Annotated in this window: 25 protein-coding genes; 6 read left to right on the top strand and 19 right to left on the bottom strand. The window is 63.7% G+C overall.

Annotated elements, in window-relative coordinates; genetic code table 11:
* Positions 1 to 326: 326 nt before the first annotated feature.
* Positions 327 to 1,067, bottom strand: coding sequence for a TetR/AcrR family transcriptional regulator (locus G513_RS24915; protein WP_169560618.1), 741 nt, complete (start codon positions 1,065 to 1,067; stop codon positions 327 to 329).
* A gap of 88 nt (positions 1,068 to 1,155) precedes the next feature.
* Here G513_RS24915 and G513_RS0111350 point away from each other — a divergent pair, with 88 nt between their 5' ends.
* The 6 genes from G513_RS0111350 to G513_RS25790 all read left to right on the top strand — a co-directional run bounded on the left by G513_RS0111350 (position 1,156) and on the right by G513_RS25790 (position 7,977).
* The gene (locus tag G513_RS0111350) at positions 1,156 to 1,422 is read left to right on the top strand and encodes a 4Fe-4S dicluster domain-containing protein (protein WP_022976965.1); all 267 of its coding nucleotides are present in this window, start codon (positions 1,156 to 1,158) and stop codon (positions 1,420 to 1,422) included.
* 10 nt (positions 1,423 to 1,432) lie between these two features.
* Positions 1,433 to 4,552, top strand: coding sequence for an FAD-dependent oxidoreductase (locus G513_RS0111355; protein WP_211219659.1), 3,120 nt, complete (start codon positions 1,433 to 1,435; stop codon positions 4,550 to 4,552).
* Between the two features lie 92 nt (positions 4,553 to 4,644).
* A complete protein-coding gene (locus G513_RS0111360) occupies positions 4,645 to 5,103 on the top strand; it encodes a hypothetical protein (RefSeq protein ID WP_022976967.1) in 459 nt (152 codons plus the stop codon).
* 525 nt (positions 5,104 to 5,628) lie between these two features.
* Positions 5,629 to 6,093 carry a hypothetical protein gene (locus tag G513_RS0111365; protein WP_022976968.1) on the top strand — a complete coding sequence of 155 codons (465 nt, stop codon included), beginning with the start codon at positions 5,629 to 5,631 and terminating at the stop codon, positions 6,091 to 6,093.
* 63 nt (positions 6,094 to 6,156) lie between these two features.
* Positions 6,157 to 6,879 (top strand): hypothetical protein, encoded by a 723-nt coding sequence (locus tag G513_RS0111370; RefSeq protein ID WP_156891593.1) that lies wholly within the window; start codon positions 6,157 to 6,159, stop codon positions 6,877 to 6,879.
* A gap of 150 nt (positions 6,880 to 7,029) precedes the next feature.
* Entirely contained in the window at positions 7,030 to 7,977 is a 948-nt protein-coding gene (locus G513_RS25790) for a hypothetical protein (RefSeq protein ID WP_156891596.1), read from the top strand.
* Between the two features lie 4 nt (positions 7,978 to 7,981).
* Here G513_RS25790 and G513_RS0111380 read toward each other — a convergent pair whose 3' ends face one another.
* From G513_RS0111380 to G513_RS0111465, 18 genes are all read right to left on the bottom strand, one after another.
* Positions 7,982 to 8,170 (bottom strand): hypothetical protein, encoded by a 189-nt coding sequence (locus tag G513_RS0111380; protein ID WP_022976971.1) that lies wholly within the window; start codon positions 8,168 to 8,170, stop codon positions 7,982 to 7,984.
* Positions 8,167 to 8,364 carry a hypothetical protein gene (locus tag G513_RS0111385; RefSeq protein WP_156891599.1) on the bottom strand — a complete coding sequence of 66 codons (198 nt, stop codon included), beginning with the start codon at positions 8,362 to 8,364 and terminating at the stop codon, positions 8,167 to 8,169. Before G513_RS0111385 ends, G513_RS0111380 begins: the two co-directional genes overlap by 4 nt.
* Positions 8,365 to 8,422: 58 nt before the next feature.
* Complete coding sequence (locus G513_RS25795; RefSeq protein WP_022976973.1) at positions 8,423 to 8,587, bottom strand: hypothetical protein; 165 nt, start codon at positions 8,585 to 8,587, stop codon at positions 8,423 to 8,425.
* 5 nt (positions 8,588 to 8,592) lie between these two features.
* Positions 8,593 to 9,072 carry a hypothetical protein gene (locus G513_RS0111395; RefSeq protein ID WP_022976974.1) on the bottom strand — a complete coding sequence of 160 codons (480 nt, stop codon included), beginning with the start codon at positions 9,070 to 9,072 and terminating at the stop codon, positions 8,593 to 8,595.
* Positions 9,073 to 9,076: 4 nt separating this feature from the next.
* Complete coding sequence (locus G513_RS0111400; RefSeq protein ID WP_022976975.1) at positions 9,077 to 9,484, bottom strand: hypothetical protein; 408 nt, start codon at positions 9,482 to 9,484, stop codon at positions 9,077 to 9,079.
* Between the two features lie 5 nt (positions 9,485 to 9,489).
* Complete coding sequence (locus G513_RS0111405; RefSeq protein WP_022976976.1) at positions 9,490 to 10,059, bottom strand: lysozyme; 570 nt, start codon at positions 10,057 to 10,059, stop codon at positions 9,490 to 9,492.
* Between the two features lie 3 nt (positions 10,060 to 10,062).
* On the bottom strand, positions 10,063 to 10,845 hold the full coding sequence (locus tag G513_RS0111410; protein ID WP_169560620.1) for a polysaccharide lyase family 7 protein: 783 nt from the start codon (positions 10,843 to 10,845) through the stop codon (positions 10,063 to 10,065).
* 116 nt (positions 10,846 to 10,961) lie between these two features.
* Positions 10,962 to 11,723 (bottom strand): hypothetical protein, encoded by a 762-nt coding sequence (locus G513_RS26295; protein WP_245563108.1) that lies wholly within the window; start codon positions 11,721 to 11,723, stop codon positions 10,962 to 10,964.
* 573 nt (positions 11,724 to 12,296) lie between these two features.
* Positions 12,297 to 12,584: a hypothetical protein gene (locus tag G513_RS0111420; RefSeq protein ID WP_022976979.1), complete on the bottom strand. Its 288-nt coding sequence runs from the start codon at positions 12,582 to 12,584 to the stop codon at positions 12,297 to 12,299.
* Positions 12,584 to 12,979, bottom strand: a complete 396-nt coding sequence (locus G513_RS0111425; RefSeq protein WP_022976980.1) for a hypothetical protein — start codon at positions 12,977 to 12,979, stop codon at positions 12,584 to 12,586. The genes G513_RS0111420 and G513_RS0111425 overlap by 1 nt, the downstream gene beginning before the upstream one ends.
* Positions 12,980 to 13,051: 72 nt before the next feature.
* Positions 13,052 to 13,789 carry a hypothetical protein gene (locus tag G513_RS0111430; protein ID WP_022976981.1) on the bottom strand — a complete coding sequence of 246 codons (738 nt, stop codon included), beginning with the start codon at positions 13,787 to 13,789 and terminating at the stop codon, positions 13,052 to 13,054.
* Between the two features lie 78 nt (positions 13,790 to 13,867).
* Positions 13,868 to 14,503 carry a hypothetical protein gene (locus G513_RS0111435; RefSeq protein WP_022976982.1) on the bottom strand — a complete coding sequence of 212 codons (636 nt, stop codon included), beginning with the start codon at positions 14,501 to 14,503 and terminating at the stop codon, positions 13,868 to 13,870.
* Positions 14,504 to 14,512: 9 nt separating this feature from the next.
* On the bottom strand, positions 14,513 to 15,022 hold the full coding sequence (locus G513_RS24925; protein ID WP_022976983.1) for a LysM peptidoglycan-binding domain-containing protein: 510 nt from the start codon (positions 15,020 to 15,022) through the stop codon (positions 14,513 to 14,515).
* Positions 15,019 to 15,879 (bottom strand): transglutaminase-like domain-containing protein, encoded by an 861-nt coding sequence (locus G513_RS26115; RefSeq protein WP_022976984.1) that lies wholly within the window; start codon positions 15,877 to 15,879, stop codon positions 15,019 to 15,021. Before G513_RS26115 ends, G513_RS24925 begins: the two co-directional genes overlap by 4 nt.
* Before the next feature lie 99 nt (positions 15,880 to 15,978).
* On the bottom strand, positions 15,979 to 16,197 hold the full coding sequence (locus tag G513_RS25495) for a helix-turn-helix domain-containing protein (protein ID WP_022976985.1): 219 nt from the start codon (positions 16,195 to 16,197) through the stop codon (positions 15,979 to 15,981).
* Positions 16,184 to 17,581 carry a hypothetical protein gene (locus G513_RS0111455; protein ID WP_022976986.1) on the bottom strand — a complete coding sequence of 466 codons (1,398 nt, stop codon included), beginning with the start codon at positions 17,579 to 17,581 and terminating at the stop codon, positions 16,184 to 16,186. The genes G513_RS25495 and G513_RS0111455 overlap by 14 nt, the downstream gene beginning before the upstream one ends.
* A 15-nt stretch (positions 17,582 to 17,596) precedes the next feature.
* The gene (locus G513_RS24930; protein ID WP_084711491.1) at positions 17,597 to 19,579 is read right to left on the bottom strand and encodes a replication endonuclease; all 1,983 of its coding nucleotides are present in this window, start codon (positions 19,577 to 19,579) and stop codon (positions 17,597 to 17,599) included.
* Positions 19,576 to 20,157 carry a hypothetical protein gene (locus G513_RS0111465; protein WP_051144419.1) on the bottom strand — a complete coding sequence of 194 codons (582 nt, stop codon included), beginning with the start codon at positions 20,155 to 20,157 and terminating at the stop codon, positions 19,576 to 19,578. The genes G513_RS24930 and G513_RS0111465 overlap by 4 nt, the downstream gene beginning before the upstream one ends.
* Positions 20,158 to 20,438: the final 281 nt, after the last annotated feature.

A 20,438-nucleotide genomic window follows, 5' to 3' on the forward strand; every position in this document is an offset into this window, starting at 1 on the left:
CCAAATTGACGAAAGGACAGGACAATCTCGAACTTTCGATCGCGCCAGCTCACCGACATAATCTATTCCGACGCGTTTTCACACAGCCTCAGCCCGCAGCCGCCACTTGTCCTTCGCGAATCACGGCGTAAAAGCCGACGTTCGCGACAGTCATGAAGCGGCCTATCGCCTGCGGTCGAAAAGTGTGAAAGCGACATTCATTTGGCCTGACGGCCGTCGATGATTCCCGACGTGTTCGAAACAGTGCTCGCCAAGACATTTCACCGCGGCTACCTCCCTGGAAGCTGGCCTGCGCCTCTTGCTTTCAGTACGGATACCGAACGATCTCAGCGATGTCCGCCCTTCGGGGCCGTTGTGCCTTTGGAGAGCTTGCGGCGTGGGTCCGCGCGCTTGGCATCGGCAGTGAGCGACGTAACGAGTTCCGCCGCAGCGTGGGCGGATGTCGCCGTGCGGCGCGCACGCGCCATGACCGCGTCGACCTGGACTCGCTGCGCGCCTTGTCCTACGAGCAGGGCCGCCAGGCATTTTTCCCATGCGCGAAGTCCACTTCGGGGTGAAGGAAAAACCCGCTCCATCTCGAGCGTGACTTGGCCGTGGACGGCGGTCCAGAAGATCGTCAGGCCTTGGCGGGCATCCAGCACCTTGAGCACGCCAGCGTCGCGACAGCGAGCCACCGAACCGACGCAGTAGTCGAACATCCCCTTCATTCCACGCGGCGTGTCCTGCGCGATGGAAAGTCGTCCGCTTACCAGCGCGACGCGATAGAGGTCTCGATGCTCGAGCGAGACGGAACGATATCGGTGCGACATACACACGAAATCGAAGAGGGGATCGTCGGTCAGCGGTACTGAACGCAGCGCATCGGCGAACCGCACCACAAATTCGTCTGCCGTCGCTTCAATCAGCTGGTCCTTCCCGGAAAAATGGGTGTACAGCGACATCGTCGACGTGCCGAGGTCCTGGGCCAGCCTCCGAACCGTCAGGGCTCCGGCCCCTTCGGTCGCGAAGATGTGGGCCGCGATCTCCAGAAGTCGCCCTCGGGCGAGTGGTGTCTTGACAGGTTTCATAACACGGTTATACATTCCATAACGACGTTATACAAAAGAGAGGCGCGCCCGTTCGTAGGCCCGCCGCCAAGAGGAGGAGATTCGCGTCATGCCTTTCGTGATTACATCCCTGTGCATCGCAGACTATTCCTGTGTGGAAGCTTGTCCCGTGAATGCCATCGGCCCGCATCCAGACGATCGGGAGTTTCGCGCCGCCGAACAGCTCTACATCGATCCAGCCAAGTGCATCGACTGCGAGGCCTGCGTCGAAGCCTGCCCTGTCGGCGCCATCTTTGCGGCGGACCGCATTCCGCCGCGTTGGAAAGGTGCCATCGCACTCAACGCAGCCTACTTTTCGGAGCGACGCAATGACTGACACACGCGCAATGAGGATCGCCATCATTGGCTCCGGCCCGGCTGGCATGTACGCGGCGGCGCATCTTCTGGGAACACCTGCGGGGACTTGGCTCGACGGGCGAATGGTGCATTTGACCCATCGTCGCGTGGAGGTGGACGTCATTGAACGGTTGCCCACTCCATGGGGCCTCGTGCGCGGTGGCGTGGCCCCGGATCATCCCGAAAAAAAGCAGATCGTCGATGTGTTCGAGCGGGTGGCATCCCGGGAGGAGTTCCGATTCTTCGGGAACCTCGAAGTGGGCCGCGATCTGTCGGTGAAGGAGCTGTTGAGCTGGTACGACGGCGTGATCTTCGCGCACGGCGCGCAGGGTGACCGCCGCATGGGGATCCCCGGTGAAGACCTGGCGAACGTCGCTTCGGCCCGTGAATTCGTGTCCTGGTACAACGGCTCTCCCGACTCCAGTGCCCTGAAGTTCGACCTCTCGCACGAGCGCGTCGTCGTCATCGGAAACGGCAACGTTGCCTTGGACGTCGCGAGACTTCTCACTCGCGATCCGGCCCATCTGGCGAAGACCGATATCGCGACGCACGCCCTCGAAAAGTTGAGAACAAGCAAGGTGCGCGAAGTCGTCATCGTGGGACGGCGTGGACCGCTGGAGGCCGCGTTCAATCTCCCCGAACTCGAGGAATTGGCCGAGATCGAGGGAGTCGACATCGTGGTGGACGCCAAGGAGTTACCGAAACTCGAAGGCGAGGGGGGCAGCGCCGACATCGTCTCGCGTCGAAAGCTGGAGCGGCTTCATGAAATGGCGGCGATCGCGCCGAGCCCCGGCAATCGTCGAATCCTGTTGCGCTTCCTCGCCTCTCCCGTCGAGGTATTGGGCACGGGACGCGTGGAGAGCCTACGGTTCACGAAGAATCGACTGGTGGCGGATGTGCAGGGTCAGATGCATGCGCATGCCACGTCCGCGGACTTCGAGATCGACGCCGGCTTGGTACTTCGCGCTGTCGGGTATGCGGGAATACCGGTACAGGGTCTGCCATTTGACGCGCTCCGCCGCATCACGCCCAACTCCGAAGGGCGAGTCGTGCAGACGGATGGAACCGCGGCTGTCGGGCTGTACGTTGCGGGATGGGCCAAGCGAGGGCCCAGCGGCATTATCGGGACCAACCGGCTGTGCGCGCGCAACACGGTACGTACGCTGCTCGCGGACGCGGATCGGGGCGTCATCGGGCGCTCGCAACTTCCGAGTCGAGAGGACCTTGCGCGTCACTTGGTGGGGAAGAAGGCGCGCATTATTTCGTTCGCCGACTGGGAAACTATCGACCGACGCGAGAAGCGTGCAGGTCGAGCGGCGGGACGACCACGCGAAAAATTCACGACCATCCCCGCTTTGCTGGAAGCCGCTCGTCCGGAGCACGTGTCCGACATTGCCTCCGCCTCGAAGGCGCGCAGACTTGACGCCATTGTCGTGGGTTCGGGTCTGGGCGGCCTGTCCACTGCAGCCTGTCTGGCGGCCAGCGGCAAGTCTGTGATGGTGCTCGAGGCGCACGAGATCGTGGGGGGATGCGCGCAGACGTTCCGTCGGAAAGGTATCTGGGAATTCGATTGCGGCGTGCACTATGTCGGCGGGTGCGTCCCGGGAGGCGACGGCATGATCGCCACCGTTTTCCGCGGCCTGGGTATTGAGGATCGGATCGCCTGGTCGCGGTTGGACGACAGCGGCATGGATACCGTCCAGTTCCCGGAGCACCAGTTCAGGGTGCCAACGAGCTGGGCGGGGCTCACCGCGAACCTGTGCCAGTGTTTTCCCAAGGATGCCGACGGGCTGGCCAAGGCCGTTGCCGAGCTCCAATGCATAGGGGAAGGTTTCGATCGCATCAACGATGTCCCGCACTCCCTTGGCGTGCTTCTCCCGTTGCTCAAGCGTCCCGTCGAAGTGTTCAAGATCGCGCGCGGGCTCGAACTTCCGATCGGCCGGCTGTTCGATCGCTACAAGTTGTCGTTCCACGCAAGAGCGGCCCTACTTTCGTTGGTCCACCTTCACAACACGGCGCCCTCCAGAACGCCGGCGTTGCTAGTCGCGATGCTCCTCCGCTGCTTCTTCAAAGAGGGCGCGTTCTTTCCGACTATGGGCGGACAGGTACTCCCTGCCAACCTGGTGGAGGTTATTCGCTCGCACGGCGGCGTGGTGCGAACCAAGGCGCGGGTCCGTTCAATTGACGTCGAGGGCGGCCGCGTGCAGGGCGTGACGCTGACCGACGGCGAGCGTATTCGCGCCGATGTGGTCGTCAGCAATGCCGACATACATCGCACCTTCCAGGATCTCATCGAACCGCGTCATCTGAGCCGTCGGACGCTTGACCGCATTGCGCGCCTCCGCCGTCCGCATTCCATCTACTCGATGTATCTGGGTGCCGATATCGACCTGTCGCGTACGCGCCCGGCGACCAACTTCATTCTGCATGATCGTTACGACATGCAGACGACGTTTGATCTGCTCGACAAGGGACAATGGGATCCGAAAGGGTGGCTAGCCATCAGTTCGCCAACCCTCAAGACAGGCGGCGTACGTCACTACGGTCCGCCGGGTTACAGCTCGATCGAGGCTTTCTGCGCCGTGCCCGGCGAGTACGAGTTTTGGGGTGGCGGAGACCCAATGGCAGGAACTGGCTACAAGTGGTCGCCGGTCTATCGCGAACGCAAAGCGGAGATCGAGCAGGTGATGCTGGATCGCATCCTTCGCGCACTGCCTGAGCTGCGCGGGCACGTCGCGTGGCAGGAGTCGGCGTCGCCGCTCACGCATGAGCGATTCACGTTGTCGCGAATGCCGTACGGCCCGGAAAACACGGCCGACCAGCTTGGCCCGTTCCGTCGTCCGTCCGTTCGCACCGAGATCGACGGCTTGTTCCTGGCCGGTGCATCGACAGCTTTCCTCTACAGCATTGCATTCACCCTGCGCGGGGGCGTCGGCGCTGCATCGGAAATACTGGGGCGCGACTTGTTCGCGGAGTTCCACAAGGGCAAGGTCATTGTGGATCGCAACGCGCTTCCGGCCCATGGCGCCGACTGGGATCCATTCCAAGCGTGCCGAGGTCACTCCCGCCGACCGGATCCCGTCGACGAAAAGGACGCGGTGGCGGCGTAAGTGGAGGCGTGATGAATGGCAGCGAATGCGTTCGGCGGCCCTAACGCGCATCAATTCACGCCAAGCAAAGCAGCTCACACGAGTGAAAACACATGAGCACCTACGTATCTGACAATCGCCCCGAGACGAGGCTCTCCGGCAGCATGAAGTTGGCGTGCGGCACCGCCGCAGTTCTCGGCGCCGCAGCTGCGGCCAACGGCCTTTTTATGTTGGCAGACCCTGGAAGCTGGTATTTCGCGGTGCCCGGCGTGACCACTTCGGGGCCCTTCAATCAACACTTCATCCGCGACATCGGGCTTATCTTTCTGCTTATCGGGACGGCCTTTCTCATCGGCGCTACGCGACCTGCGCTACGAGCCTCGATGTGGTCACTTTGCGCGCTCTGGCTGTCCGGTCATTCTCTGTTTCATTTCTGGGAAGTCGCGGTCGGAATCTGTTCCTCTTCGGCAATCGCGCGCGACTTTCCAGCGGTCACGCTGACCGCGATCATCGCCGTAGTGATCGCCGTGATGGCGATTCGCGCCGCAAGGCTTGAGAAGCTGGCGCCGTGATGATCCGTTTGAACTAAAGCTCGTCGATAGCCGCGACCCCAAGCGCCGCGATACCTTCCGAATGCTGGAGAGCTACCACAACAAGCGCACTGGCATGATCTGCTTCGGCGCTGGGTGAGATAACCCAATGATGTGGGCGCACTACGCCGACAAGCATAATTGCGGTTGTGAGAACCTTCGCGACAATCTGCCCTTATCGAGGGTAGGGAGGGGGGGTCGTGTCGGGTAGTTTCCATGTGTGGAGATGCTCCTGGGGTCAGCGGTAGAAGGCTGCGGGCAGTGGCTGCAGGTCCTTTTCATTGCCAGTATCGAGGTAGCTTCCGGATCAGGGTCAGTAGCTCGCCTCCCAGATTTCTTACGTGTTGAAAATTATTAAGGGCCGAAGCATTTAATTAATAAGGGCCGGTGCACGACACCAGGAAGGCGAACGCCAATATATTATTTAACATAATATTTAGAGCCCCGGTCGTTTCAGGACTGTCCGTATAGCATCACCCTCCAAAAAAAATAAGAAAGGGAGGGGATGTGCAGGATTTCGATTTCAAAGGCTTCATGTCGTCGTTTTCCATGACCGTTGACAGCGCTCAACGCGTGTTCGGAATCAGCCGACGAACGGTTATTCGATACCGGGTAACAGGGCAGGTTCCAGCGACTGCCGTACGCCTCGCGCGCTCGATCGAGCGAGCTGCGCCGCCGTGGTCGCGCTCGTTCTGGCGTGGCCTGCAATACGGACTATCTCAGCTGCCCGAAGCGTGGCGCGCCGACCTATACGGTAAGGACTGGAAAAAGGCGCTGTCGCCTGCAGAGCTAGCCAGCCGGCAAGAAGCCGCCGACGCCCTTGAATACTGGCGGCAGGAGCGGGCGGCGAAGGAGGCCGAACGTTTGGAGGCGATCAGCCGGGCGCGATCGAAACGGATGCTGAAGCTTCACGCGACGAGGCGTGCGGCGAGGGCGGGGGAGCCAACGGCGGCCGATACAGCCGCGCGCTAACGGGATTGTCCGTTACCGTCCAATATGGGGTTTTGCTTGCCAAGCATCGACCTTCACACGAACATGAATTTCCCGCCAGCAATGAACATTCCCTCGTTCAAGAATCGCAGCCCTGCAGCGATAGTCACCGATCATCAGTTCTTTGACTCGTCCGCCCGAATCTTCAGGGCTATGTCTTGGATCGAATACGCGAAGGAGAGCAGGAATATCAGTGCCATGGAATATGCCGCGCTCGAGACAAGAATTGGCATTGAACAACTACTGTTTGAACAGCTGATCGTCGGCGCGGGAACGAGGCTGGACGCCGCTCAATATAAAAAATGCAAGGGCAAGGCCACGCAACTCAGCCATCTACTCGAATCGCTAATTCCCAAGTATGAACTATTGGTAGAATTTACACGGGCTATGTCCCCAGTCGGATTTCCCGTTACTAAATGGGACAACCGCAGGCTGATCCGCGACAGCGGGACAGTGTCTAACTATTTGCATTGGTCCGGCGGACTTGATTCCACCGTTCAATCTTCTGCCTGGCTCGACAAAGCGTTAGAGGTGGTGGGGACGGCAGCCGGCTATGTCTGGACAGGCATTACGACGGGCAATACTGCATTTATGCGACTCGATGATGCAGCCCCTGAAATACAAGGACTTTGGGATTTATTCTCCAGAGGTGAGATTTCCGCCGACGCCGCTCGCCAACGCGCGAACAAATTAGACCCAATACTCAGAGAAAGATGCGCGGCAAGTCTGGAACCCTTACGGATAGACCCCCATTACACGCCCAAGTAGGCCTTCATATCTTCGACCCAGGTTGTGCGGCTGCACCGGCACGTCAGATCTGCACGCCGATCAAGCCGGCAGCTATACGGTTTCCTTATCAGGCTATGTGTGTGATTTACTTTGGCGAATTTCCATCCACGCCGAGAACAGTCAGCGCCAATGAAAGCTTTAATTCTCCTGTTCGTTGTTTTGGCGATCCCTAACAGCCAAGCCCAAAAGAACGCTCCGGCACCGCCAGCGACGCAGCAACCCCAAGCCACCGCAGCGTCAGAAAACAGTGCAATTGCCGCTCAGCTGGAGAAGATCGCCCAAGCCCAGCAGGCAAGCATTGCGATTCAGCAAGCAGAAAGAGAGGCGCAAAAAAATGATGATCACGACAAACGCGATCTTGCAGCTCAAGAGGCTATGGCCGGCTGGGCAATGTGGTCGGTCCTCATCGTATTTATCGGAACGGGGCTAAGCGCCGTAGGCCTTTGGCAGTTGATTCGTTCGTTACGCTTGACCCGCGATGCAACAGTAGCGGCGCAGAGCGCAGTGCAGGTCGCTAGGGATACAAATGAAGCACAAGTGCGGCCATGGATTTCCGTCTCGTGTTCGTTGGGAGAGCCCAAGCGAGAAAAGACGCAGGCTGGTACTGACGGCATATTTTTTAACGTAACGTGCAAAGCAAAGAATCACGGACGCTCACCCGCTATAAACGTAGCCTTCCGTGTCGAGCTTTCGTTGTGCTCGCAGTCTACCCCAGTTGCCCACGAACTAATGACGCGGTATTGCGATAAAGAACGCTCTAAGACTGGGCAAAACGACGTTCACGCGCAGACAATCTTTCCCGATGAAGAATCGATACATTCATGCCATGTATTTCTGTCAGATACCGCAATTGACGAAAATTTTAAAGCCCTTGGTTGGTATATCTCACCAGTTGTATATGGTTGCCTCAGTTACAAATCGCCATATACAAACCGCGTTCATCAAACGCGATTCTCGTACATCGTTTCATCATTCGATGCGGAAAAAAAGTATCCCGTGGTGATAAGACCTGACCAGCCCGATTGGCTCAGCGCACCGATTTTCCTCGCAAAACCCGCAACGATCATCTGCGATTGAATATCTATGCTCGTGCCGCCGCTACGTTTCGCCAGAGCCAAACACCAATCAAACCGGCGGCCGTCGCGGCCTTCCAGTGCATGCGGTCGGTTGTGACCAGATAGAACGCGGCCGAGGCCGCGAGATTGATACCGACCGACTCTGCGACCTGGGCACGGCGCGGCGTTGCCGTGATGACGGCAAGTGGGTTCATTGTCGATCGGCCAGCGGCGAGACGATGAGGCCGCGCGCTTCGAGCACGGCCAATCGATGGTCATGCTCGCGCACCGTGGCCGCCAACTCCGGGACCTGCAGCAGCGATACCGACATCGCCTGCACCTGATCCGATAGCGCGTCGATACGATCGAGCGTCCGGGCAGACAGCCACGAAACGATGACCAGCAGCATCGCGCCGAGGATCGACGCGACACGATCAATCGAAACCACATTGGCCGGCACAATCATGTCAGCCGGCGTGCTCGTTCATCACCACGGCCACGCCACCGAGCGCCGCAGTAGCGCCGTGCACCACGTCCGGCGCGATACCGAACAGCGGGGCCAGTGCGGCGAAGATGGCGGCAAGGCCGGCCCACGTGGACGGCTGGAATACGCGTTTCTTGAAGGCGTTCATTTCGATCAGGCAGAGCGGACGTTACGGTTGAAGCGAGAACCCGAAGCCGGCGCGATGGCGCGAGCTGCAGCGCGGGCAAGCGCAGGATTTGCGTTGATCTTGTTGACCACCTTCTGCACCTTCGCGGCCGACAGCGGCTTTGCGGCCGTTGCAGCGCCCTTCGGGGCGATGGCGACGGGCACCGGGCGGCCAGACTTGGCGCGTTCTTCAGCGGCGCGCTTTTTCGACAGCGCGAGCGCATCGGCGATCAGCGCGGCCGTGGCTTCCGGCGTGGCCGGAGCCGTTAACGCGGCGGCAGGCGCAGCGATCGACGCCGGGGCATACGTTGCGGCCGGCGTGAACGCTGGCGAGCTGGCAGACCCCTTGATGCTGGCGAATGCATTGCTGACGGCCGCCGATATTTCGTCGCGCTTGACGTACAGCAGCGCGGCGGCAGCGATGCCGACACCGAGCTTGACGTAAAGTGCCGTGTTGTTGCCTTTCATGGGGTCACCCGATGGTTTGCGAATGGCAGGCGCAGCGATGCGCGCCGGCAGGTTGAGAGAGGCCGCTTAAGCCGCTGCGCGTCACGTACTCGGTTCGGCCAGGCGCAACCGGGATCGAGACGCCGCCCCACAGCGAGCGGATGAACGTCGGCGCGTCGCAGTGCAGGGACGCATCCCAGCGACTGCCGCGGCGAATCGCATCGGCGCACTTGTCCGCCGCTGGACGCGGCAGGCCGACGCTATCTCCGATGCCGACGACCACGCCCTTTCCTAGATCCACAGCGCCACGCCCTGCAGCTGCGCCTGCACCCTGCGCGCCGGCCGTCGTGATCGCGCGATAGACCATGAAGCTGCCGACGCCGATCAGTGCCAGCGTGGCGACGCCTAGAGCCTTGTCGACGGAGCCGGTCATAACGATCAGGCGAGGAACAGCGCGCGTTCATCCGCGCGCCGCGATGCGAGGCCGGCGACGACGGTCAGCTTGCCGTTCACCGTGGCCTTGTTGAACAGGGCGATAGCATCGGCCGCGCCGCGCATGTCGCCAGCCTTCGCGAGCCGCGCGGCCGTCGACGAACGAAAGGCACCGGCGCCGATGTTGAAGGCGAGGCTTACGAACGCGGTGCGCTGATTGGCCGTCAGCTTGACGCCGAGGCCATCGACCGCCGAGACAGCCGCCGCGACATCGCGAGCGAACAGCCCGTCGATCACCGAGGCCGGCGCGGGGTTGGCTTTCGTGTACTGGCGCAGGTAGCCGTCCGCCGCCGTCAGCTTGTGGCCCACCCCGAAAGTCTCGATGCCGGCCGAATCGCGATAGACATACGCGACCCGCCCTTCGTGCCGCTCGATGTAGCTGGCGAGTGAGTTAGGCATGAACGGCAGCGCCGGCAGGAACGACGACGGCAGAAACGATGCGCTCGCGCGCCTGGAATACAACGCCAGCGTCAGCAGGGTGACGATCGCGAGGACGGGGGCGGGGCGAATGTTCATGGATCACGAGTGACCCCATTCCAGCCGCTGATAGATCACCTCGATACCGCCCGTGTGCGTGGTCGTATCGTCCTGAATGTAATTGCCGGCTTTGAAGTAATTGGTTCCGCCCGCCCACGTGCCATCGAACTGATAGCTATGCAGGACCTGGACGTTGCCCGGATCGGCACCGAACGGGAACACGTCGCCCACCGGCACCGCTGGCACTGGATGCGCTACGCGCAGCGTCAGCAGGCCATTCACGATGCGGCAGTCATAGGCGTATGAAGCGCCGACCGGAATCGAGATCGACGCGCTTTGCTGCACTGGCGCACCGCTGGCCGGCGTGGTGCGAACGATGTTGTACAGCTCGACCGTTGAGCTACCCGGCGTGGCCTTGCGGATCACCGAGATAATCGGCAGGCCCGTTGATGGAACTTTGCCGTGCACCTGGTTCCAGACCGTGCGGGATTGGCCGGTGCCGTTCAGCGGGCTGCAGAACCTCGTTACGCGCAGCACGCCAGATTGCCAGTGCGTGCCGGTCGTAATGTCCCAATCGCCGCTTGCACCGCCGATGATTCGCTGTTCGCGCCCTTCGCTTCGCGGGTGCGGCGTCGGATCGTTCGGCGATCCGCCATTGGCATCCACCGGACACCACAGCAGCGATTCACCTTGCGCGATTGCAGCGCCGGAGTTCGGCGAGACAGTCAGTGTTGCCGAGCCGAAGGCAAGGTACGGATCGGCGACGGCCGGCGGCCGCGCGAGATTCTGCAGCTGGCCGTATTGCAGCGTGATCGGCGTACCCACTGCCGGCGGCGCAACCGCAGACGGCGGGATCGTGAAAGAGCCGTAGTTTGACCAGCGGATGCGGCTGACCAGCTGGGCACCCTGCGAAGGCCGATAGACACGGATCAGGCGAGACATCAGCCCGTCGCCCGCAGACGCCAGCGCCAGAGCCGGGCGGCCTCACCGACGACACCGAGCGCCCGGATGCGCAACGTCAGATCAGCGCCCGGCGTATGGGCGAACTCAGTCAGATAGCCGCCGCCCGACGCCGTTCCGTAACCGAACCCGGACAGATGCGCGCCCTGCCGGTAGGCAGTGCCGGCAGCGTTGAAGAACAGGCGACAGACGCCGGCATAGCGGCGCGTGCTGGCAGTGCCGGGAGGGACAAACACGTCCAGCCCGTCCGCAGTCACCGACACCGCGTTCGACGCGCTGGCCGACTGGAACAGCACGTCAAAATCCAGATCGAGTTCGGTCCGACCTTGAATCAGCTTGCCGGGGACCACGATCACGCCGGTACTGAAGTCCGCAGCGGCCGCCGCCAAAACCATATCGGCCGATTCATTGGCCGAAGCGTCAATGATCGAAGCGCTGTTGAGATACTGATACTTCGCGCCGTCGCAGATCAGCATGATGCGCCGCGCGTCGCCCGCGCTCTTTCGCACCACGAAAACGCGATCAGCATTTTCCGCCGCAGCCGCAGGAAGATCGGCGAGCAGCATCACGCCCATGGCGGCATTGCTCGCCTCGACAGCGGCGCGAGCGCGTTCCGGCGTAAACCACAAATTGCTCGGGTCCCCGTCTTCCGGCAGATCGTCCGTTGAATTCAGGCCGACCGTTGCGCGGGTCGGCGTGACCCACAGACCGGCGTAATCAACGTTTGATTGCTTCGCCAGCACTTGCCCCGCAGCGCCGCCGGCCGGCACGCCTGGACCGGCAGCGCCAGCGGCACCCGCGTTGCCCGTGTCGCCCTTCGCGCCAGTAGGACCAGCAGGACCAACCGCACCGGCCGGACCAACAGCGCCAGCGGAACCCGCATTGCCCGTGTCGCCCTTCGCGCCAGTAGGACCGGCAGGACCAACCGCACCGGCCGGACCAACAGCGCCAGCGGCACCCGCATTGCCCGTGTCGCCCTTCGCGCCAGTAGGACCGGCAGGACCAACCGCACCGGCTGGACCAACAGCGCCAGCGGCTCCCGCATTGCCCGTGTCGCCCTTCGCGCCAGTAGGGCCGGCAGGACCAACCGCACCGGCCGGACCAACAGCGCCAGCGGCACCCGCATTGCCCGTGTCGCCCTTCGCGCCAGTAGGACCGGCAGGGCCAACCGCACCGGCCGGACCAACAGCGCCAGCGGCTCCAGCGTTGCCCGTGTCGCCCTTGTCGCCCTTCGGACCTTCAGGACCAGCGGGACCTTCCTGATACGGATAGGCCAGCGCCGGGTTTGGAAATTCAGAATTGTTGACGGGCACAGATCAGCCCTCGAATGCGTAGAACGGACACGGCTGCAGCGCCATGACCCAAACTTCATTGGCCGGCGCGCTTTGCGTTTCGGAGAACGACGCCCCCGGACCCAGCCGCAGATGCAGCGGCGTGGCCGGGCCGCCAAAGCTCAGATAGAGCTGGCCGCTTGAGCTGGTATTCACGATCAGCAGCGCGCGCCGATTCGGATTGCGCTTGAACAGCGCAACGCCGCGCCCGGTTTCCCGGAAGGCGTCGCCGATCGTTTCGGCGTATTCCGGCGACGGGCGCGGCTGGCTCATTACTGCGCGCTCGCCTGGACGCGGCGACCGTGCAGCGTCACGTAGACGTCGGACTCGACGTTGCCGAGCTGCACCACCGACAGCGATAGGCGCACGTTGCCGCTGACACGGAATTTTTCCGCCAGCTCCCACGGCAGCGAGCCGTCGCCGGCAATGTTGCGCGCGTGCTGCGGCTGGACGAACAAGGCGCTATTGGTGCCGCCCTGTTCGAAGATCTGGATGGTGCAGTTCGCCGGCACAACTTCGCCGTCTTGCACCTGGGCGATGCTGATCCGCGTGAACTCCACATCGAAGCCGTCACGCGGCAGCTCGACAGGCGTTGCGATTGCGGCGGCGCCAATGGCGCCGGGCAGCGTGACGGCAAACGAATTGATGTAGTGCCTGGATGCCGACATGGCTTTTCCCCGAATGGATGGTTTGCAACAGCGAGGGCGCGCAGCGCACGCCCTCGCGGGTTACAGCCGCGATCAGCGAACGGCTGGCAGGCCGGTTGCGATCGACAGGGCAGGCGACGGCACGACCAGACCGCCCGGCATGCTGGCGCGCTCCGCATCGGTCAGGCCGTCGCCATCGCTGACGCCCCACAGTTCGGCCTCGATACGCGCGACCTGCGGCATCGAGAGGATCGACAGCGGACGGTCCCAGCGCAGGTTCAGCGCGAAACGCACGCCGCGCGGAATGCGGATGCCGTTGGCCGGATAGGCACGGCCGACGTTGTTGATGGTCACCGAGCCGCTTTCGCTGTACTGCGTGCGGACGGCGTTCGCACCGATGGGATCGAGACCGATCAGCGCGCCGCTCGCGACGATGTTGCTGGCCGGCACGAGATCGCGGATGCGCGCGGTAAACACGACCTGGTTGTCGTTCAGCACGAGTTCGGCATAGCCGCGTTCGTAGAACAGCCGGGTGTCGTAGTTGTCCAGCTCATCAAGCGGGGTCTGACCCGGCTGCAGCAGATTGGCCGGAATCGACGTGGGAACGATCCGAATGCCAATCGTCTGCAGCACGATGCCGGTTTCGTTGACGCGGCCGTCCTCGGTCAGATTGGTGTCTTCGAAACCCTTCTGGCGCGACACCGAGCCGCTGACGTCCGTGTAATTGACGGAGGTTGCCGCCGAACGGCGGAACAGGTTGACTTCGCGAACGCCGTTCATCACTGCATATTCGGCGTCATAGACGTGCGGGTAACGCTTGTTGATTGCCATGATTGAATCCTCTTTTTCGTGTCGATTGGCGCGGCAGAGCCGCCCCGATTAGTGGAGTGATGCGGGTTGGTTTTGGGGTCAGCCGATCTGCGAGGCAGGCACGTACGGGGCTTGCGAGAACGTGCCGGCGAGGCCATCCGAGGCGAGCGCCATCGGTTCGCCGCCGACGCCGTACAACGCGCCATTGCCGTCCTGCAGGCCGGCCATCATCGAGCCGTCCGAAAGCTGCATGGATACCGGCTGCATGCCGGGATAACCGGCGAGGTCCATGTCATGCGTTTCGCTCAGCAGGCCGGACAGCGCACCGACGCCGGCACGATTCACGACGCGGCTTGCGAGCTTGTAGAGGCCAATCGTCGCGATGCCGAGCGTCGCGCTGATCAGATGCGGGCTCTTGATGACCTTGCGGCCGAGCACGCCGGCACCGATGCCGGCGGCGATGTAGATGACATCACCACGCGCGCCGCCGGTCAGCTTGGCGGGCAGGCGCTTCATCAGCATGTCGGCGGCGATGGCACCACCGGCACCGATCGCGGCCGGCATCAGATGCGAGTCGATCACGTCACGCTTGATCGCCGGGGCGATCTTCTTGAACTTGGCCTTTGCTTCGGCGACGGCCTCTTTCGTCTTGCGGGTGGCGAGAGCCGAGGCGCGCGACTTGATGGCCGCCTGTGCCTTCGGGTTGTTCATCAACTTCTGGATGGCGGTAGCCATAGTGGTTCCTCAGCTTTTGCGGGTACTGCGTTGGGGGGAGGGTTTCGACGAAAACAGCATCACAAGGCCGATCGCGGCAGCGCCGCCGATCAGCAGCCAGCGGGGCACTTCAGGGCGCTGTTGCTGCGTCACGGCAGCTGCCGCAGCGGTCAGGGATTCAGCGGCGGGCAGGCCGGCGCGGGCGCGATCGAGATTGGCGCGGTTCAGCGCGTTGGCCGTCTTACTCGCTTCGTTCGCCTGGGCGATGGCCGGCACGCTGTTCAGGATGTTCTGCAGCCATCCCGGCGTGCCGGGGATCGGCGCCGCAACCGGCAGCACGCCGACCACGACCGGGCCGGCCGTGTTCTGCAGCGCAGCGGCATTGCCGGGGATCGTTGCGCCCGGAATCGTCAGCACCTGGCCGACGCGAATCTGATTGACGTTGCCGATCTTGTTGGCGCTGGCGATGGCCGCGACAGACACGCCGTACTGCGCCGCAATGCGGCTCAGGGTGTCGCCGGCTTTCACCGTGACGATCACCGCTTGAGCACCAGCACGAGCGCCAGCACGCCGCCGCCGATCATCAGCGGCACCTTGTTCGCCTCGAAAAACGAGGGTTGACCGCCGGCATAGAGCGGTTGCGTCGCAACGACGGATTCCGTCTGCGCGCGGGTCTGATCGGCTTGCGCGGTGGTCAGCGTCGCCTGGGCCTGCTTACGGCTGGCCGTTGCGGCGGACACCGTGGCGAGCGCTGCAGCGGCACCGGGAACGGTTACTGCAGCCGCCAGCGGCGCGACCTTGACGGCCGTCTTGACGACGCCCTTAACCGCCTTGCCGATCTTCTTGAAGATGCTGCCGAGCTGCGGCGCATCGTTACTCGCAATCTCAGCAGACATGCGGATCGCAATGCCGGCCGGACCTTTGCCTAGTGGCCATGGTTCCGTCGTTTCGACCGGAACCCATGCGCCTTGGATAAACGTTTCCGCGTAGACGTGAGAGAACACGCCGGGTTGCGTGCCGATCGCCATCAGGCGAACGCGGTGCCCGATGGCCGTCAGCAGCGCGGCGACAAGCTGCGCGTGCCCGTCGCAATCGTCCTGGCGGTTGCCCGGCTTAATGAGCCAGACCGGCGACATCAGCAGCTCAGAGCCGCGCGGATCGAGCGTGTAGCGAATATTGGCGCGAACCCATGCCTGCACCGCCGCAGCTTCGGCCGTGTAGTCCTTGCCGAGCACGCTGGCCACGATGGACCGGGCAAGCCCGAGGATTGCCGGATTCGTGGCCGCACCGCGCACGGTATTGCGCATGGTGACCAGCAGGGCAGAGATACCGGCAGCGCCGCCGCGCACGGTTGCGCGGGAGACTTTGCCGAGGCCGTTGATAGTGGTGACTAACATGGGCGACGTTGTACCGTCGCCCGGAACGCCTCCTGAATGGATATGACGGAGACGCATAAAAAAGCCCGCGCGAGGCGGGCTTTTCGACTTCAGCATGCTCTACGACAGCAGCGCAGCCGGCGTGACGCCGAGCACAGCGGCGATCTTTCCGAGGGCCGAAACAGTCAACGGCCGATCGCCTGATTCGATTCGCGACAGCTCCGCCTGGCTGCAGCCGATGTTGGTTGCGAACGCGGTCTGCTTCATTCGACGCGCACGCCGCAACCGGCGAATGCGCTCGCCGGTTGACTCGGACGGCACGGCCTCAAGCGGCGGCATGCTCGACGCCAGCGGGGGCGCTCGCAGCTTCCGGCGCAGCTTCTGCCGCGATCATCGCGCGGACCTCAGTCAGCAAGGCATCGAGCCATTCCCGATGCGGTGCCAGCGATGGCGCGATGGTCAACAGAAAATCGACCGCGCCGGCCTGGCTCAGCATCGGCAGCACGGCCGACACTTCGGTATCCGTCAGCATCGCACCGAGGCCACCGAGGACGGTTGCGGCGTCGGCCTGCTTTACGGCCATGCGCTTCAGCATCGGCAGCGCGTCGACGACGATCGCCTGCAGGCCCGCCGCTGGCAACGCTTCGGGTGCCGCGCCCGCTGCAGCCGTCGCCGCTGGCTGGCCTGCCGGCGTCACCGACACCACGCGGCGCGGCAGGGCGGCCGGCGCGGCTTGCTGCGCGCCAGCCAACAGCGCCGGCAGCGTGCCGGCAAGGTTCGCGAATATCTCGCCGGTTCGATCGGGTGGCGCGGAGTCCTCGCGAACGGCCTTGTTGATTTCCAGCATCTGCAGCACGCGGGCGAAAGGATCTTCGCCAAACTTCGCGAGCAGCATCGGCATCATCATTTTCATCATCGGATCAAGCCCGGATGAGCCGCCGCCTTCGGCCGGCCGATGCGACAGAAACAGCTTGAGCGTTTCAATCTGCGAGTCCTTCGCGGCCGACTGCATCCGCTCGAACTGCGCCGCCTGGGCCGCCTGGCTTTCGCGCTGCAGGCCGGCGAGGCCGGCGAGTAGCCCGGCGACATCGAAGCCGGCCGGCGCCGGCGCTGCAACCGGAACCGGCAGCGCTGCGGCGGCCGAGCTGGCCGGCGCTTCGACCACCATGCGGCGCGCCTGGCCGCTGTATTTGCCATCCGCGACGGGTGCCAGCTCATATTCGCCGGGGCCGTATTTCGCGATGCGCTCGCGCAGCGCGTCCGGGTGCTCAGACGCCGGCACTGTGAACAGCATTTCGCCGCGCGAGCCGTCCGGTCGCGTGCGATGTACGCGAAGGCCGAGCTTCAGCCGAGGCCCGGCGAGGGTATCGAGCAGCGATTCAAGATCATCAGCCCCGGCCGGCGTCGGACTGGCAACAGCATCCGACGCCGGCAACTCGCCGGCAGCGGTCGGGGGGAGGGGTTCGGGTTTGGTCATCGGTTTCACCTTGGGGCGAGAGACAGCAGGATCAGGAGGCAACGGGGCTTGCAGATCGGCAACGGCAACGTCGTCGCCTTCATCGGGATCAGGGGCCGCAACCGCATCGACGCGCGGCGCAGGTTGCTGCGCCCACGGCGGATACGGCTGCGCAATCGGCTTCACACCGCGCAGCGACTTCGCGCGAGTGATGACGGGGACAACAAGCGGCGGCGTGGTCGGGTTGGTTCGCGTGGCGGTCGGCATGGATGAAAGAGGGGGTTAAGCGGCGATCCGCGACGGATCGGGAGGCCCGGCCGGTTGTTTGGCCGGACAGTTATTGACACGGGTCCAAGGAACAGCAACGGCAACAGCGGACAACGCGATATCGCTGCGCCGCACGATCAGCCAGCGCTTGACGCGTGTACGCAATGCAGAGCGCACCGCAAGCCTTGCGACGACTTCAGGACGGCCCAAGGCTTCGCGCCGAGCGCGGAGCGCAGCACGCCGCCGCGATCGGCGAGACGGCACCGCCGCGACAGCCACGGCCACCGCGTCCACAACGGCAGGGTCGGTATCCGCCGAGAATTCAAGCGAGAGCTGGACGCCGCGCACCTTGTTGGCCGGCACTTCGCCGTAGCAGTTCAAGCGGCCGTCCGGCTCGCGCAGCGTGTGCGCGGTCTGCAGCTTGCGAGGCGCGCAGACGCCTCCCATCAGTTCGATGAACTCGCCGAAGTCGCCAGCGTCCGCAGCCTCGCGCAGCCGTTCCATAACCCAAGCGCCGCCGTCCGCCTTGGGGTCAGGCTCGCGAACACGGCGCAGCTCGCGCCATACCGTGACGGGCGGCGCGCCGACGAACTGAAACAGTCGCATGCCCCACACGTAGGCCCATGCCGTCACGCGCTCGACAGCATCAGCACCGGCCGTTTCTTCGCGATGGCCGTCGTCGTCGGCATCAGTCAACGCATCGAGCGATCGGCCATCGATCGCCCTGGCGATGTACCGGGCCACATAGCTGACGGCTGATCCTTTTTCGCGGTCGATCAGCTCGACCACGCACCGCCGCACGGCCGCCCCGTTTTCGTCGGGATCGTCAGTCAAGGCCCATTGCTTCAGCAGGCTTTCCAGTTCTTCGCGACGATCCGGCGCGACATACATGAGCATGTGCCAATGCGGGCAACCGTCATGGTGCGGTTGCACGAATCGCGAGCCGTACCACCTGATTTTCCGTCGGCGCGCCTCGCGTACGAACCCATCCCACAGCTCTGCAAGCCGCCGCTGACCCTCACGAGGCGAGGTACCGCGATAGCGCGGATTTTCAGTCACGAACCGGTCCCGCCAGATGTGCGAGTGATACCGGCTCGCCAGCGTCCAAGTAACAAAGATCGCGTCATCGCCGCGACACTCCGCGACGAATTCAAGCCCGGCATTCCGCGTCATCATTTCGGTGCAGCGGATCGCCGGGTTAGACACGCTGGCGTCAATCGCTTCAAGCAACGACAGCGAATCGCCGGCATCGCTGATCGCCATCATTTCGGCAAGCATGTCGCGGTTGTCGGATCGCCGCCGCCGCGCCCATTCCATCATCTCGCGGGAGACGTACAGGCCGGCGCGTGCATGCACCTGGCCGGACTGGATCGCCTCATATTCCCGCAGCCGCGCCCACCGCTGGCGAGATACCTTGCGCCACCATTTCAGGGTGACCATCCGCAAGGCGCAGCCGGGCAAAGACCGCGGCCGTTTCGGTTGCGCAGCATCCACGTCCCAAGCCGCGCAGTGCGCAGCGAGCCGAGCCCATGCGCACAGCCCGCCGGCCGGCAAGCCCTCGACCATCACCCGCGCTTCCGCGCAGCGCGCTGCGGCCCACAGCTTCAGCGCCTTGTCGGTGGTCTGCACGGCCAGCGCATCGCGCGTCAGCTGGATCGCAGCTTCTGATTCGGCCGAAGCCTTCCGCACCCGTGCGCCGCTGCATTCGCGCATCGCCTCAAGCGCTGATTGCCAGCGTTCCGCCGTTGCCGCCGCCTGCCTTTCGAGCACGGCCGTTTCGGCCAGCGCTTCAGACTCCGCAAAGGCTTTCGCCAGCCGCCACGGCACCCGATCGCCCGCGATCTTGCGAACGATATCGGCCTGAAACCCCATCATTGCCGCGTCAAGATCGATGGGATTGGCAGTCCATTCCAGCCCCGCTGCCAGCCCGGCACCGGCCAGCAGGCCAGCGGGAGGACCAAGGGGGAGGCCAGCAGGCAGGCCAGCGGAAAGCGTCATGCGGCCTCGCGCATCGGCTGGCGGCAGCGGCGAACGAGATCGACCAGCCAGCGGGCGAAATCGGGCGGCGTGTGCTCGCGTTCGGACTTGCGAAGCTGCGGCCGATAGCTCGGATGGCCGACACGGATGCGGCTCGACGGGCTGACGACGTGCGACGGTTCCACGATCTTGAACGGCATCAGCGGCACGTCCCGAGGGTCAACGCCGACGATGTAGAGCTTCGTCCGCTTCTGCGCCCGATGGCCCCACCAATCCTGATCGACGGCCAACGTCCACCCGCCGAAGCGGTCAACCTGGCCCGGCGCTGGCAGCTCTTTCGCCGGCCAGAGGCGCGAGGCGACCGGATGCTCCAGTGCCCCCCCCCAAAGCCTGATTTGGTCGACCGCCCACAAGGCCAGCTCTTTTTCGCCCGGCACCGGCTTCGCGAAATGGCTCAGCCCGCCCCAAGCCCTGCAGGGTGGATGCGCGATCAGCGGCGAGCCGCCCGACCATGTCAGCGCGTTGCGATCTTCGTCGTACACGTCGCAGCCGGGTAGGGCCTTGTAGAACGAGTCACGGCGGGCGAACAGCACGGCCACGGGGAGCGGGGGAGCAATCGGCGCGATCACTTGTCGCGAAACTCCCCGCACCACTCGCCAGCCGAAACGGCAGGCCAGACCGCGACCACCGCGCCGGCCTGCCGCGTTGGCAGCGGCGAGCGCGCCCGGCATTCGCCGCGCCAGTGATAGACGCACACGGCGCAGGACGCGGAGTAAGCAAGCGCCGCCGAATGGGCGAACCATTCAGCCGACCCGACGACAGCCGCCGCCGGACCATCCGAGGCGTCGGCATCGTGCCGAGCGCGGGCCGCGCGTTCGTT

It is taken from the genome of Nevskia ramosa DSM 11499 (genome assembly GCF_000420645.1).
Taxonomy (GTDB): domain Bacteria; phylum Pseudomonadota; class Gammaproteobacteria; order Nevskiales; family Nevskiaceae; genus Nevskia; species Nevskia ramosa.

Excerpts from the sequence above, each read along its gene's own strand:
- G513_RS24915 (WP_169560618.1), bottom strand. The coding sequence starts at position 1,067 with ATGAAACCTGTCAAGACACCACTCGCCCGAGGGCGACTTCTGGAGATC.
- G513_RS0111350 (WP_022976965.1), top strand. The coding sequence starts at position 1,156 with ATGCCTTTCGTGATTACATCCCTGTGCATCGCAGACTATTCCTGTGTG.
- G513_RS0111355 (WP_211219659.1), top strand. The coding sequence starts at position 1,433 with ATGAGGATCGCCATCATTGGCTCCGGCCCGGCTGGCATGTACGCGGCG.
- G513_RS0111360 (WP_022976967.1), top strand. The coding sequence starts at position 4,645 with ATGAGCACCTACGTATCTGACAATCGCCCCGAGACGAGGCTCTCCGGC.
- G513_RS0111370 (WP_156891593.1), top strand. The coding sequence starts at position 6,157 with ATGAATTTCCCGCCAGCAATGAACATTCCCTCGTTCAAGAATCGCAGC.
- G513_RS25790 (WP_156891596.1), top strand. The coding sequence starts at position 7,030 with ATGAAAGCTTTAATTCTCCTGTTCGTTGTTTTGGCGATCCCTAACAGC.
- G513_RS0111380 (WP_022976971.1), bottom strand. The coding sequence starts at position 8,170 with ATGAACCCACTTGCCGTCATCACGGCAACGCCGCGCCGTGCCCAGGTC.
- G513_RS0111385 (WP_156891599.1), bottom strand. The coding sequence starts at position 8,364 with ATGCTGCTGGTCATCGTTTCGTGGCTGTCTGCCCGGACGCTCGATCGT.
- G513_RS25795 (WP_022976973.1), bottom strand. The coding sequence starts at position 8,587 with ATGAACGCCTTCAAGAAACGCGTATTCCAGCCGTCCACGTGGGCCGGC.
- G513_RS0111395 (WP_022976974.1), bottom strand. The coding sequence starts at position 9,072 with ATGAAAGGCAACAACACGGCACTTTACGTCAAGCTCGGTGTCGGCATC.
- G513_RS0111400 (WP_022976975.1), bottom strand. The coding sequence starts at position 9,484 with ATGACCGGCTCCGTCGACAAGGCTCTAGGCGTCGCCACGCTGGCACTG.
- G513_RS0111405 (WP_022976976.1), bottom strand. The coding sequence starts at position 10,059 with ATGAACATTCGCCCCGCCCCCGTCCTCGCGATCGTCACCCTGCTGACG.
- G513_RS0111420 (WP_022976979.1), bottom strand. The coding sequence starts at position 12,584 with ATGAGCCAGCCGCGCCCGTCGCCGGAATACGCCGAAACGATCGGCGAC.
- G513_RS0111425 (WP_022976980.1), bottom strand. The coding sequence starts at position 12,979 with ATGTCGGCATCCAGGCACTACATCAATTCGTTTGCCGTCACGCTGCCC.
- G513_RS0111430 (WP_022976981.1), bottom strand. The coding sequence starts at position 13,789 with ATGGCAATCAACAAGCGTTACCCGCACGTCTATGACGCCGAATATGCA.
- G513_RS0111435 (WP_022976982.1), bottom strand. The coding sequence starts at position 14,503 with ATGGCTACCGCCATCCAGAAGTTGATGAACAACCCGAAGGCACAGGCG.
- G513_RS26115 (WP_022976984.1), bottom strand. The coding sequence starts at position 15,879 with ATGTTAGTCACCACTATCAACGGCCTCGGCAAAGTCTCCCGCGCAACC.
- G513_RS25495 (WP_022976985.1), bottom strand. The coding sequence starts at position 16,197 with ATGCCGCCGCTTGAGGCCGTGCCGTCCGAGTCAACCGGCGAGCGCATT.
- G513_RS0111455 (WP_022976986.1), bottom strand. The coding sequence starts at position 17,581 with ATGCCGACCGCCACGCGAACCAACCCGACCACGCCGCCGCTTGTTGTC.
- G513_RS24930 (WP_084711491.1), bottom strand. The coding sequence starts at position 19,579 with ATGACGCTTTCCGCTGGCCTGCCTGCTGGCCTCCCCCTTGGTCCTCCC.